This is a genomic window from Streptomyces sp. NPDC079167 (assembly GCF_040686735.1).
Classification (GTDB): Bacteria; Actinomycetota; Actinomycetes; order Streptomycetales; family Streptomycetaceae; genus Streptomyces.
On record NZ_JBFBLO010000011.1, the window covers coordinates 47,633 to 60,054 of the forward strand.

At 69.8% G+C, this 12,422-nt stretch carries 8 protein-coding genes and 3 pseudogenes; 6 read left to right on the forward strand and 5 right to left on the reverse strand.

Features of this window, described 5'->3' with window-relative positions:
• The first annotated feature begins 194 nt into the window (after window positions 1-194).
• Together AB0P41_RS23280 and AB0P41_RS23285 are read left to right on the forward strand one after the other, a co-directional pair.
• A complete protein-coding gene (locus tag AB0P41_RS23280; RefSeq protein ID WP_365933924.1) occupies window positions 195-1,100 on the forward strand; it encodes an NAD-dependent protein deacetylase in 906 nt (301 codons plus the stop codon).
• Between the two features lie 230 nt (window positions 1,101-1,330).
• The gene (locus AB0P41_RS23285) at window positions 1,331-2,788 is read left to right on the forward strand and encodes an amino acid permease (protein ID WP_365933926.1); all 1,458 of its coding nucleotides are present in this window, start codon (window positions 1,331-1,333) and stop codon (window positions 2,786-2,788) included.
• 195 nt (window positions 2,789-2,983) lie between these two features.
• Here AB0P41_RS23285 and AB0P41_RS23290 read toward each other — a convergent pair whose 3' ends face one another.
• Window positions 2,984-3,406 carry a MarR family transcriptional regulator gene (locus AB0P41_RS23290; RefSeq protein WP_365933928.1) on the reverse strand — a complete coding sequence of 141 codons (423 nt, stop codon included), beginning with the start codon at window positions 3,404-3,406 and terminating at the stop codon, window positions 2,984-2,986.
• Window positions 3,407-3,569: 163 nt separating this feature from the next.
• Here AB0P41_RS23290 and eno point away from each other — a divergent pair, with 163 nt between their 5' ends.
• From eno to AB0P41_RS23305, 3 genes and pseudogenes are all read left to right on the forward strand, one after another.
• The gene (eno, locus tag AB0P41_RS23295) at window positions 3,570-4,877 is read left to right on the forward strand and encodes a phosphopyruvate hydratase (protein ID WP_365933931.1); all 1,308 of its coding nucleotides are present in this window, start codon (window positions 3,570-3,572) and stop codon (window positions 4,875-4,877) included.
• 199 nt (window positions 4,878-5,076) lie between these two features.
• Window positions 5,077-5,688 carry a TetR family transcriptional regulator gene (locus AB0P41_RS23300; RefSeq protein ID WP_365933933.1) on the forward strand — a complete coding sequence of 204 codons (612 nt, stop codon included), beginning with the start codon at window positions 5,077-5,079 and terminating at the stop codon, window positions 5,686-5,688.
• A gap of 77 nt (window positions 5,689-5,765) precedes the next feature.
• Window positions 5,766-7,261: pseudogene (locus AB0P41_RS23305) on the forward strand (FAD-dependent monooxygenase).
• Between the two features lie 25 nt (window positions 7,262-7,286).
• Here AB0P41_RS23305 and AB0P41_RS23310 read toward each other — a convergent pair.
• The 4 genes and pseudogenes from AB0P41_RS23310 to AB0P41_RS23325 all read right to left on the reverse strand — a co-directional run bounded on the left by AB0P41_RS23310 (window position 7,287) and on the right by AB0P41_RS23325 (window position 9,869).
• Complete coding sequence (locus AB0P41_RS23310; RefSeq protein WP_365933935.1) at window positions 7,287-7,835, reverse strand: GNAT family N-acetyltransferase; 549 nt, start codon at window positions 7,833-7,835, stop codon at window positions 7,287-7,289.
• A gap of 95 nt (window positions 7,836-7,930) precedes the next feature.
• Window positions 7,931-8,110 (reverse strand): annotated as a pseudogene (locus tag AB0P41_RS23315) (XRE family transcriptional regulator); the annotation flags it as partial.
• A gap of 32 nt (window positions 8,111-8,142) precedes the next feature.
• A pseudogene (locus AB0P41_RS23320) lies at window positions 8,143-8,991 on the reverse strand (transcriptional regulator); the annotation flags it as partial.
• A 293-nt stretch (window positions 8,992-9,284) separates the two neighbouring features.
• Complete coding sequence (locus AB0P41_RS23325) at window positions 9,285-9,869, reverse strand: dihydrofolate reductase family protein (protein ID WP_356710768.1); 585 nt, start codon at window positions 9,867-9,869, stop codon at window positions 9,285-9,287.
• Window positions 9,870-10,128: 259 nt separating this feature from the next.
• On the opposite strand from AB0P41_RS23325, the gene AB0P41_RS23330 reads away from it, so the two are divergent.
• Window positions 10,129-12,390 (forward strand): FUSC family protein, encoded by a 2,262-nt coding sequence (locus tag AB0P41_RS23330; RefSeq protein WP_365933937.1) that lies wholly within the window; start codon window positions 10,129-10,131, stop codon window positions 12,388-12,390.
• Window positions 12,391-12,422 lie beyond the last annotated feature (32 nt).

The window sequence follows — 12,422 nt, forward strand, 5'->3', positions numbered from 1 at the left end:
GCCCCGGCTGTCGCGGCCCACGGCGTCGCGCTGCCCCGCCGGCGCGGCTGTGACTCGACCGGGATGTACCGACTGTTCCATGGACCCGAAGGTGGGCACCGGCTCCGACGTGCGGCCCGTCGCGGCGGCACCGTGCGGCTCAGCGGTGAGGGCGGGACGGCGGGCGGTCGGCGCCTGTTCCGTACCCTGGGGGCATGCGTATGCGCCCCACTCTGAGCTGGACCCCTGACCAGGACCTACCGCCGGGCACCACGGATCTGGGTCCGGTCACGGACATGCTGAGCAAGGGCGGCGTCCTGGTGCTCAGCGGGGCGGGCATCTCCACGGAGTCGGGCATCCCCGACTACCGGGGCGAGGGCGGGAGCCTGAGCCGGCACACCCCGATGACCTACCAGGAATTCTCCGCCGGCGCCCAGGCCCGGCGCCGGTACTGGGCGCGCAGCCATCTCGGCTGGCGGACGTTCCGCCGCGCCCGCCCCAACGCCGGGCACCGGGCCGTGGCCGCTTTCGGGAGGCACGACCGGCTCTCGGGTGTGATCACCCAGAACGTCGACAGCCTGCATCAGGCCGCCGGCAGCGAGGGTGTCGTGGATCTCCACGGACGCCTGGACCGGGTGGTCTGCCTCTCCTGCGGTACCTTCAGCCCGCGGAGTGAGCTCGCCCGGCGGCTCGAGGCGGCCAATGCCGGGTTCAGGCCGGTTGCCTCGACGATCAACCCGGACGGTGACGCGGACCTCACCGACGAGCAGGTCGGGGACTTCCGTGTGGTGCCCTGCACGGTCTGCGGCGGCGTCCTCAAGCCGGACGTGGTGTTCTTCGGCGAGTCCGTGCCCCCTCGGCGCGTCGAGCACTGCCGGGAAATGGTCCATGAGGCGGCCTCGCTGCTGGTCCTCGGCTCCTCACTGACCGTGATGTCCGGCCTTAGGTTCGTCCGTCAGGCGGCTCGGACGGGGAAGCCGGTACTGATCGTCAACCAGGACGCCACCCGGGGTGACTCTCTCGCCGTCACCCGCATCGCGCTCCCGCTGGGAACGGCCCTCACCACAGTGGCCGCCCGGCTCGGCATCTCCGTCGACGAGGAGACGACAGAGCCTGCGTGAAGTGCGGGCGCCCATGCGGAGCTCGTTTCCCCTCACTCCCCCGCAGGCGGGTTTCGCTGACTTTACTGCGCCGAAACCTCTGGAATACCTCAGATTTGTTTTCGTCAGGTACTGCGCGCTGCCACAATCGCAGGGTTCCTGATCATGCGCCTTCGAGCCATCGCCGGGTGCCTCCCCCACGGGCCCGGCCGGGACCGGCCATCTTCCCCTCACAAAGGCGACCCCCTTCCATGAGTGACGGCAGCATCGCAGCAGCCGGTCAGCCCGCCGCCGGGACACCGGCGAACTCCCCCCACGTGGACGCCGGCGACGCCGGTTACAGCAAGGACCTCAAATCCCGCCACATCAACATGATCGCCATCGGCGGAGCGATCGGCACCGGGCTCTTCCTGGGCGCGGGAGGGCGTCTGGCGGACGCAGGCCCTTCGCTCGCCATCGCCTACGCCGTCTGCGGTGTCTTCGCCTTCTTCGTCGTACGCGCGCTGGGTGAGCTGGTCCTCTACCGCCCGTCGTCCGGCGCCTTCGTCTCCTACGCCCGTGAGTTCATGGGCGAGAAGGGCGCCTTCGCGGCCGGCTGGCTGTACTTCCTCAACTGGTCCACCACCGCGATCGCGGACATCACCGCGGCGGCGACGTACGCCCACTTCTGGGGCATGTTCAGTGACGTCCCTCAGTGGATCCTCGCGTTGACCGCCCTCGCCGTGGTGCTCGCGGCCAACCTCATCTCGGTGAAGTACTTCGGCGAGATGGAGTTCTGGTTCGCGATCATCAAGGTGGCGGCCCTCGTCGCCTTCATGCTGGTCGGCATCTTCCTGGTCGTCACCCAGCATCCGGTGGACGGCCACACCCCGGGCCTGTCCACCGTCTCGGACACCGGCGTCTTCCCCGTCGGCATGCTGCCGATGCTTCTCGTGATCCAGGGTGTCGTCTTCGCCTACGCGTCCGTCGAGCTGTGCGGTGTCGCGGCCGGTGAGACCGAGAATCCCGAGAAGATCATGCCCCGTGCGATCAACTCCATCATGTGGCGGGTCGGACTGTTCTACGTCGGCTCGGTGGTGCTGCTCGCGCTGCTGCTGCCCTACACCGCCTACTCCGGGGACCAGAGCCCGTTCGTCACCGTGATGGACAAGCTCGGCGTTCCCGGTGCGGCCGGTGTGATGAACCTGGTCGTGCTGACCGCCGCACTGTCGAGCCTGAACTCCGGCCTCTACTCCACCGGCCGCATCCTGCGCTCCATGGCACTGTCGGGTTCCGCCCCCCGCTTCACCGGTCTGATGAACAAGGGGCAGGTCCCCTACGGAGGCATTCTGCTGACGGCGGGCTTCGGGGTGCTGGGCGTCGGGCTGAACTACGTGGTGCCCGGCCAGGCTTTCGAGATCGTGCTGAACTTCGCGTCCATCGGGATCCTCGGGACATGGGGCATGATCATGCTCTGTTCCCTGGTGTTCTGGCACCGCTCGCAGGACGGCCGGGTCACGAGGCCGGCCTACCGCCTGCCGTGGGCCCCGTACACCCAGATCGTCACCCTGTTGTTCCTCGGCTGCGTGGCCTTCCTGATGTGGTGGGGCGGCGGAGTCGGCCGGACGACCGTGATGTTCCTGCCGCTGATCGCGGCGGCGCTGGTCGGCGGCTGGTTCATCGTCCGCGGCCGGGTACGCGAGATGGCACGGGCCGGACAGGAGGCCTGAGCTCTTCTCGCGCCGGCCGGAGACTTCCCCTCCGCCCGGTGAAACGGCGTGTGGCCCCTGCCTCCGAGTGGGGGCCACACGCCGTTCGGACACCTCCCACCGATCTCCGTGCGCCGGCCGAAGTCCTCGTACCGAACGTGCTCGGACATCCGACCCCTGCGGCGAACGAGTGTGCGGACGTTGCGTGTCGGGCGTCTAGCGTCTGGCGAGCCGCTCCATGAGGGCCGCGCTCCGCGCCAACAACTCCCGCTCCTCTTCCGTGAGTTCGACCTCGATGGCCTGTGCGAGCCACCCGGCTCTGCGGCCACGCTCCGCTTCGAGTGCCGCGCGGCCCGCGTCCGACAGCTCGACCAGCGACTTACGGCCGTCCGTGGGATGCGCGCGTCGCGTGATCAGGTCCTGTTCCATGAGCAGTCCCACCGCCCGGGCCATCGACTGGGGCCGCACGCGCTGGTCGGCGGCGAGGTCACTGGTGGTCATGGCACCCTCGCGGTCGAGTACGCCGAGCACGGCGACCTGGCCCAGCGGGATGTGGTCCTCGTGTTTGACGCGTCGGGTGAGCTTGCCCATGGCCGTGCGCAGTTCGGCGGCGACGGCGGCGGCTTCCGAGGTGGGCATAGGGCACTTTACCCCGCTGGTCAGCGCAGCTGTACGCACTGACCTGCACAGCAGTGCTGTACAGCCAAACTGAGCAGCATTGCTGTAGGGTTTGCCTTGTCGGGCTCAGCGCCAGCGCTGTCGCAGCCGGGGCCACGGCACATGACAACGGGGAGGAACTCCCATGTCCGTAAGAGCAGTCGAATCCGCCGACACCACCGTCGAGACCGTCACCGCCCGTCGGGTCATCGACAGCCGGGGCAATCCCACGGTCGAGGTCGACGTCGCCCTGGCGGGTGGGGCCTTGGGGCGCGCGGCTGTCCCCTCCGGCGCCTCCACCGGCACCCGGGAGGCCGTGGAACTGCGCGACGGGGACCCCACGCGCTGGCACGGCAAGGGGGTCGACCGAGCGGTGGCCCACGTCAACGGGGAGATCGCGGCGGCGGTGTGCGGCCGGGACGGCGCGGACCAGACGGGCCTAGACGCCGCCCTGGTCGCTCTCGACGGCACCACCACGAAGTCCAGGCTCGGCGCCAACGCGATCCTCGGCGTCTCCCTCGCCGCCGCGAAGGCTGCCGCGGCGGCCCACCGCCTGCCCCTCTACCGTTACCTCGGCGGCGCCGGTGCCACCCTCCTGCCTCTGCCGATGATGAACATCGTCAACGGCGGCGCCCACGCCGACAATCCGCTGGATTTCCAGGAGTTCATGATCGCCCCCGTGGGCGCGGACACCTTCGCCGAGGCCGTCCGCATGGGCAGCGAGGTCTTCCACACCCTGCGTCGCGATCTGCTGGCCGCCGGGCACTCCACGGCCGTGGGCGACGAGGGTGGCTTCGCGCCCGCGCTGCGCACCGCCGAGGAGGCGCTCGACTTCGTGATGAGCGCCATCGAGCGCACCGGTTACCGCCCCGGCACGGACATCGGCCTGCTCATGGACCCGGCGTCGTCGGAGTTCTTCCGCGACGGCGTGTACGACTACGCGGGCGAGGGGGTACGTCGCACTCCCTCCGAGAACGCCGACTACCTGGCCGGGCTCATCGACGCCTACCCGGTCGTCTCCATCGAGGACCCGATGGCGGAGAACGATCTGGACGGCTGGCGCGAACTGACCGCCCGCGTGGGCGGCCGTTGCCAGCTCGTCGGCGACGACGTGTTCTGCACCGACGAGAGGCTGCTGCGCGAGGGCATCCACACCGGTGTCGGCAACTCGGTCCTGGTCAAGGTCAATCAGATCGGGACACTGACCGAGGCGCTGGCCGCGGTGGACACGGCCCACCAGGCGGGCTGGACAGCCGTCATGTCGCACCGCTCGGGCGAGACGGAGGACACCACCATCGCGGATCTGGCGGTGGCGACCGGATGCGGTCAGATCAAGACCGGTTCGCTCTCCCGCTCGGACCGCACGGCGAAGTACAACCAGCTCATCCGGATCGAAGAGGAACTGGGTGATGCGGCGCGCTACGCGGGCCGCTCCGCGCTGCGTCGGGTATGAACAGCAGGCAGAGGTGAGGAAGAGCGGCCCCCGATCACGATCGGGGGCCGCTCCTGTGCCGCGGACCGGCCGATGCCCGCGTACGGGCGGCCGTGCGGTGGCTCCGCCGTCCGATGCCCGACGGACTCCGAACGCCACTCGTTTTCTGTGCGCGGTCCGCAATCTTGCGCGGCACGCAGGTTTTGCTATCGTGATTGACATGAGTGGTCTTCGGGAGCGAAAGAAGGAAGCCACGCGGGCAGCCCTGAGCTGGGCCGCGATCAGGCTGACCGTCGAGCGCGGGTTGAACGCGGTCAAGGTCGAGGACATCGCCGGAGCGGTGGGCGTCTCTCCACGTACGTTCAACAACTACTTCTCCAGCAAGGCCGAAGCGATCGCGTTCCGCTACCTCGAGCGCTCCTTGCGGGTCGCTGCCGATCTGCGCGAGGGGCCGTCCGACGAGCCTTTGTGGGAGGCGATCACCCGTGCCGCGCTGCGACAGCTGGAGCCGGGCCCGGAAGTGCGGGAGATGCCGCCGCAGGAGCCCGCCGACTGGGTCGCCGGTCTGCGGGTGATGCTGGCCGAGCCGGTGCTGCAGGCCGAGATGCTGCGAGCGGGCAAGATCGCGGAAAAGGAGCTCGCCGCGGCGATCGCCGACCGCACGGGCACCGATCCCGTGTCCGATCTCTACCCCCGCCTGGCAGCCGCGAGCGTCATGGCGGCCAACAGCGTCGCGACCGAACTGTTCGTGCAGGGCGGTACACAGGAGCCGATGGAGGTCCTGCTGCCCAGAGCTCTCGGCATGTTGGCCGCCGGGCTCCCCACCCCGTAGCTCTTCACCTTTCCCCCCGCAGCCGGTCGGCCCCCTACCGTCCCCTGCCCTTCTCTGCCCTGAACTGGAGGGTCCCCATGTTTGACGTAGTCATCGTCGGCGGTGGTCCGAACGCCTGATGCTCGCCTGCGAGCTGGCGTTGGCCGGAGTGCGTCCGGTCGTGCTCGAGCGTCTCGACGGGCCGAAGACCGAGCCCCGGGCGAACGGCCTGGTCGGTCAGATAGTCCGCATGCTCGACCGCCGTGGTCTGTACGCACGCATCAGCGGCTCCGGCGAGCCGCCCCGGCCGGCGCCCCGTTACATGTTCGGCGCGTTCACACTGGAGCTCGCGGACCTCGAGAACAACCCCGTGAGCGTGCTCCCGGCGCCCCAGGAACAGATCGAGAAGGTCCTCTCCGAACGCGCTGTGGAGCTCGGCGTGGTCCTCCGCCGGGGGCAGGAAGTGGCCGGACTGCACCGGACCGGCGACCGCGTCCAAGTCACCCTGGCAGACGGTGAGAATCTCGACACCCGTTACCTGGTGGGAGCTGACGGAGGAAGGAGCCTGGTACGGCGCCTGTCGGGGATCGGCTTCCCCGGTGTGACCGACGACGACTTCGTCAACCGGTCCGCGCACGTGTCCGTGGCGGACGGGCACCTGGACGCGGACGGCGGTCTGATCGTCCCCGGCTACGGCACCCTGCCGCCCCTGCTGTACGTGCGCACGGAGCGCGGCACGATCGTGTGGGGGCTGCTGCCCGGCCGTGCGCCCCTGCTCCACACCACGGAAACCGGCACGCCGGTCGAACACGGCACGCCCATGTCCTTCGAGGAGATGCTGGCGAGCGCCGAGCGGGTGCTGGGCGCGCCTGTCCCGGTAAGGCCGCCCGAGGGTGACGGGCCGCACCTGCTCCGCCGTCTCGTCGGCGGAAACACCCGGCTGGCCGAGCGCTACCGGGACGGCCGGGTGCTGCTGCTGGGTGACGCGGCACACGTGCACTCGGCGATCGGCGGTCCGGGCCTCAACCTCGGACTCCAGGACGCGGTCAACCTCGGTTGGAAGCTGGCCGCCACGGTGCGGGGGTGGGCCCCCGAAGATCTCCTCGACACGTATGACCAGGAACGTCGTCCTGTCGCAGAACGCGTCGTGTCGTCGACCCTGGCGCAGTCGGCGCTGACGCGTCCCGGGCCGGAGGTCACCGCTCTGCGGTCCGTCTTCGGTGAGCTGCTCGCCTCACCCGGAGGCACCGAGCGCATCGCCCACCTGCTCGCCGGGACCACCGAGGGTTTCGCGCCCGACCTCGAGGTGCACACGGGTGGGGGCACCCGTCGGCTGGCCGAGCTGACGGCCACCGGCCGTCCGTTGCTGCTGGACCTCGGCGGGGGCTTCGCCGAGGCCGCGAGGCCTTGGCGCGACCGGGTGGACGTCGTGAGCGGCAAGGCGGAGGGGACGGACGCGGCCGGGCTGCTGCTGCGGCCCGACTGCCACATCGCGTGGACCGGTTACGAGACGGACGACGTCAGCAGTTTGCGAGCCGCGCTGAACCGGTGGTTCGGCGCACCGCTGCGTGATGTGCGTGAGCCGGAGTGCTGACGCCCGAGTACTCAGGGCCCGGCCCTCAACCGGACGGAGGGAACGAGGACCGCACGCCGAACCACTGTTCGGCCCCGTACTCCTCGAAGCGCTCCACCTCGGTGAATCCCAGCTTGGTCGCGAGGCGCATCGAGCGGTCGTTGGCGGTCTGGGTGCAGAGCACCACCGGTTCGCCGGGGAGTATGCCGGCGAGCCAGTCGAGCGCCGCTGCGCACGCCTCGACGGCGTACCCATGACCCCATGCTTCCGGCAGAAAGGTGTAACCGAGCTCGGCTTCCCCGGCGTCCGGACGGACATGCCCGGGACGTTCGGCCTCGCGCCTGTCGAGCGCGACCATCCCGATCATCGCTCCGTCGAGGTCGACCACGAAAAGGCCAGGGCGCTGTCCGGGCACCTCGGGCACCGCGCGTTCGAGTTCTTCGCGCGGACGTGGGCCACCGAGGTAGACGCGCACCTCCGGCGAGGAGAACAGCTCGATGAACGCCGCGCGGTCGCGGGCCTCGGACTCGCGGAGCACAAGCCGTGCGGTCCTTATGGGGGCGGGTGGCCAGGCGACGGGTCCTAGTCCGGTCATGGCGGGCAACCTATCGCACGCCTCGGGGTACGGCCCGGGTCCGGGCCGGCCGCAGGCGGAGGCAAGCGAGCTGCCACACCCGTCGCATGTTCTGGTCAGTAGTCGAGGTCGAGATAGTCGATGTCGTTGAGGGCGACGTCCGAGATCCCCATGGCCCGGCTCCCGACGTCCTGGAAATAGGTCTCCTTGAATCCTTCGGCGATGATGCCGCGCATCTGCTGGTCGCCGGCGCCGGCGTCACGGGCGTCGAACAGTCTCCGGGCGAACTCGGCGGGGCCGGGGCGTGATGTCCGCGTCGGCCACGGCATCACTCGCCCTCGTCGAGGACGGCGTCGCCACCCTTGATGTGCCGCGCGGGGTTGGGCCCCTTCTCCATCAGGTCGACCGCCCAGGCCATCTCCTGGACTCCTTCGAGCTTGGCCAGGCCCGGGCTGGGTCCGAGGCGGAACCCTCCCGGCCGCGGCTTCCCGGACGCGCGGTAGGGCAGGAAGTCCAGTGGCGAGGCTCCCGGGCTGGGGTAGACGACGCCGTCGGACAGCACCGCGATCGGGTACAGCCCGGTCATCCGGGCCATGTTGACCAGCTTGCGGTGCATGTTGACCCGGGCCTTGCTGATCACGGCGGCACCGATGTCGGGACGCCAGGTCGGACGCTCGAGGGCCGGCCACCTCTCGCCGTCGCGGGAGTGCTTGCCCTGGGGGCCCTCGCGGAGCTTGCCGACGCCGCCCTTGACGGTCGCCTTCGCCGCGGTGAGAACGGCGGCCAGTGCGGAGTCGGTCTGCTGGTGATGTTGCATCACGGTGAGGAACTCGGTGTCGGTGAGGTCCTTGGTGACGCCGAGGTCGGCGAGAGTGTCGAGGTAGGCGGTCTTCAGACGGTCGTGCCACGGGTCGAGGTACGCACCCGTCTCGCGGCGCAGGAACGCCTCGAGAGGGGCGACGGTGTGGATTTGGTACCAGGCCGGGCCTGTGGGCCGTTCAACGGTCGGTGTGAACGGTGAGGGCAGGCGTGGGTCCAGCTCGATGTGCGAGAGGTCGACGAACCAGCAGCCGGGGATCTTCGGGTCGAACTGGGGGTGGCGGAAGTGGTCGGGCCCCGACAGACCGACCGTCAGCCGTGCGGCGGCCGCGAGGAACGCGGTGTTGAGGTCGAGGCCCGTTCTCCCAGTTCTTCACGGTCTGGGTCGTCTACTTCAGGGCCTGCGCGAGCCGGGCCTGCGTGATGCCGGCGGCCTCACGGAGCCGGGCGCGCTCCGACGGAGGCGCGCTCCGACGGAGGCTGGAGCTGGGGGCCCTTCCTCCAACCGCGCGTCGACCGACGCGAACAGCTCTTCCTCAGATGCCATGCCTGTCAACCTCCGCCCCTGGAGAGTGACAGCCCTCCCTGCATCATTTGGCCCGCGCCTTCAACCCGTTCGAAGTGAGGGGGCGGCAGGCGTGACGGTGCTTCCTACGGATTCCCGGGGCTCTGCGGACGAGCTACGCGGTAGCGGAGGTAGACGACCTTCGAGCTGAAGGTGCGGGTCTCCATGAGCTCGAGGCCGACCCGTTGCCCGCTACGGGGAAAGAACGGAATGCCACCGCCGACGAGGACCGGGTGGACCATGGTCCGGTACTCGTCGATCAGACCCGAGGCGGCCGCCTCGGCGGCCAGGGTCGCGCCGCCGATCGCGATGTCGCCCTCCCCCGGCTCGGCCCGCAGCCGTTCGATCTCCTGCGCCAGGCCGCCGGAGGCGAGGCGGGCATGTCCCTGCACCGCGGACAGTGTGGTGGAGAACACCACCTTGGGAAGCGGATTCCAGAGCGCGGCCCATTCGAGCATCGAGTCGTCGAGCGACGGGTCCTCGTCGGCGGTCTCCCAGTACAGCATCGTCTCGTACAGCCGTCGTCCCATCAGGTGGACGCCGACCTCCCGGATGTCGTCGATCCAGAAGCGGAAGACCTCCTCGTCGGGTCCCGTCCAGTCGAAGTCGCCGTCCGGCCCGACGATGTAGCCGTCAAGTGAGACGTTCATCGAATACGTCACGCTTCGCATCAGCAGTCCTCCTCGGTAGCGGGTTCGACAGTACGACCGCCGGATGCCGTAGGGCTTTCACGGCTCGCGGAATCGCCTGGGCCGGTCACCGGACGGGTTCACCACGTTCGTGTGCCGGCTGCCCGATCGCCCTTCCGCGGCGAAGGTGTTCGCAGGGCGCGCCGAGTCCGGGGACAGGGACGACCGTTCGTCCTCGGGTTCCCTGCCGTGCAATGCTGAAGGCACGTGGGACCACGGCGGGTAGCGGAGAAAGAGCAGGGTGAGGGCAGTGCGGCGGGGCGGGGCCAGGTTGTGGGATCGGTTCGCGGCGTCCGATCCGGGGCTGCTGCGACTCACGGCGGGGCTGCGGACCGTCTCGGCGATCGCCCTCACTCTGGTGGTTCTGGCCCTGGTGGGAACCGGCGTCAACCACTTGGTCGCCGGTGCGATGACGGCGATGACCGCCACCTTCGCCGTCAAGGACAAGCTGGTGCGCGACCAGGCGGTCACACTCGCCCTCGGTCTGCCGGTGTCACTCGTCGCCATGTCGCTGGGGGCGCTGCTGACTTCGCAGGTCGTCGCGGGCGACCTGTTCTTCATCGCCCTCATCTTCGGTGCCGTCTACTGCCGCCGGTTCGGCGAGCGTGCCACGGCACTCGGCCTCATCGGCTTCCAGGTCTACTTCCTCTCGCTGTTCGTCGGTGCGTCGACGACTGCCCTGCCGGAGCTGTGTCTGGCTCTTGCCATCGGATTCGGCTGCAGCGCGGTGGTTCGGTTCGGTGTCGTCCCGGAAACGCCCCAACGCGTCCTGGCACGGCTGCGCGACGCGTTCCGGACGCGGCTGGCCCAGCTCGTCTCCGTGCAGATCGAGCTCCTCGACGCCGGCCCGGAGCAGTTGGAGAAGGTGCTCGACGACCTGCGGCTGCGCACCGCGCGGCTGCATGAGACCGCTCTGATGATCCAGGGGCGCCTGGAGGAGGGGACTTCGGACGCGGACAAGGCGGCGCTGCTGCAACGCCGGGTGGCGGACGCCGAGATCGCCACGGAACGGCTGGGGATGCTGCTGTTGAACGCCCGCAGCGTCGAGCGTGCCGACACCCTGACCCTGCATCTCCCGCACGCACCCGTGCCGCTCACCGGCGACTGGAGGCCGGCTGAGGACGACGCGACCATCGCCCTGCGCCGGGACCTCACGGCGCTTCACCTCCTGGTGAGCCGTCCGTCGGCGCGCGACGGCGGCACGGCGGTGGCCCACATCCGTAACAGGCTGCTCGGCTACCGCGACGAGGAGAGGCTTCCGTCCGCGCCGTCGGGCATCCAGGACGCCTTCCGGGGCATCGGTGAGGCCGCCCGGTCCGTCCTGGGGCTGCGACTCGCGCTCGACGGACCCCAGGACGAGTCGGACGACTCTCCGGCCACCACCCGATCGCGCGAGGAGTTCGACGCGGAGGACATCGCGCTGGCCTCCTCCGAGACGCGAGGGGAGGAGGACCGAGGCGGGTTGCAGCGTCCCACCACGAGGGCCGCCTTCCAGGTGTCGGTGGGCTCGGTGCTGGCCATGGTCGGCGGTGAGTTCCTCTCCTCCCAGCGTTGGTACTGGGCCGTGCTCACGTGCTGGGTGGTCTTCCTCAACACCGCTTCCACCGGTGAGATCCTGGTCAAGGGATACCGGCGGCTCCTGGGCACCCTGCTGGGCGCGGTCGCGGGTGTCGCCCTGGCGGGGCTGGTCGGTGACCACACGTGGGTCTCGTTCGCGCTGGTCCTTGTCTTCATCTTCGCGATGTTCTTCACGGCCCCGCTGTCGTACGCGGTCATGTCCTTCTTCGTCACGGCCATGCTGGGCCTGCTGTACACCTTGCTGAACTCGTACAGCTTCGACGTGTTGGTGCTGCGCATCGAGGAGACCGCCATCGGAGCGGCGTGCGGCGTCATCGCCGCTGTCCTGGTGCTGCCGGTGCGCACCGACCGCCGTACCGACGAACTGCTGGGCACAGTCCTGGAACGGCTGGGTGATGTCGCGTCCGCAGCGGTGGAGCAGCTCAGTGGTGGACCCGCGTCCGATCTTCTCGGCAAGGCGCGCAGCCTGGACACGGCGCTGGACGAACTACGTGATTCCACCAACCCGTTGACCTATCCGATCACTCCGCTGCGTGGCCGCCGCCGGACCGTCCGCTATCTGGTGGCGCTCCTGGAGACGTGTGCGTACCACGCCCGTTCGCTGGCGGCGACCGCGGAACTCGTGCCGCACAGCAAGACTGTCGCGGCCGATCCGCGGCTCCACCGGGCGGGGCAGCGGATCGCCCACAACATCGGGGTGCTCGGCGCCCATGTCGAGGACGAGGGCGCCAGGGGCGAGGTCGAGTCCGGTGCCAGCATCGCCTCCACGCTGCGGGACGACGGGTCCGGCACCCAGCCGTCGGGGACGGTGACCTTCCGGGTGCTGCGTCACCTGCAGCGTCTCGACGAGGGTGTGGTGGGGCTCGCCCGCCCCCTGGACGTTCCGGTGGCCGACCGCGCCGAGTCGAAGGCCGCAGGCGGCTGAGGGCTCCGCCGGTCTCCTCACGTCGTGGCAAG

Bases quoted from the DNA above. Each gene is read 5' to 3' on its own strand.
- AB0P41_RS23280 (WP_365933924.1), top strand. From the start codon at position 195: ATGCGTATGCGCCCCACTCTGAGCTGGACCCCTGACCAGGACCTACCG.
- AB0P41_RS23285 (WP_365933926.1), top strand. From the start codon at position 1,331: ATGAGTGACGGCAGCATCGCAGCAGCCGGTCAGCCCGCCGCCGGGACA.
- AB0P41_RS23290 (WP_365933928.1), bottom strand. From the start codon at position 3,406: ATGCCCACCTCGGAAGCCGCCGCCGTCGCCGCCGAACTGCGCACGGCC.
- eno (WP_365933931.1), top strand. From the start codon at position 3,570: ATGTCCGTAAGAGCAGTCGAATCCGCCGACACCACCGTCGAGACCGTC.
- AB0P41_RS23300 (WP_365933933.1), top strand. From the start codon at position 5,077: ATGAGTGGTCTTCGGGAGCGAAAGAAGGAAGCCACGCGGGCAGCCCTG.
- AB0P41_RS23310 (WP_365933935.1), bottom strand. From the start codon at position 7,835: ATGACCGGACTAGGACCCGTCGCCTGGCCACCCGCCCCCATAAGGACC.
- AB0P41_RS23325 (WP_356710768.1), bottom strand. From the start codon at position 9,869: ATGCGAAGCGTGACGTATTCGATGAACGTCTCACTTGACGGCTACATC.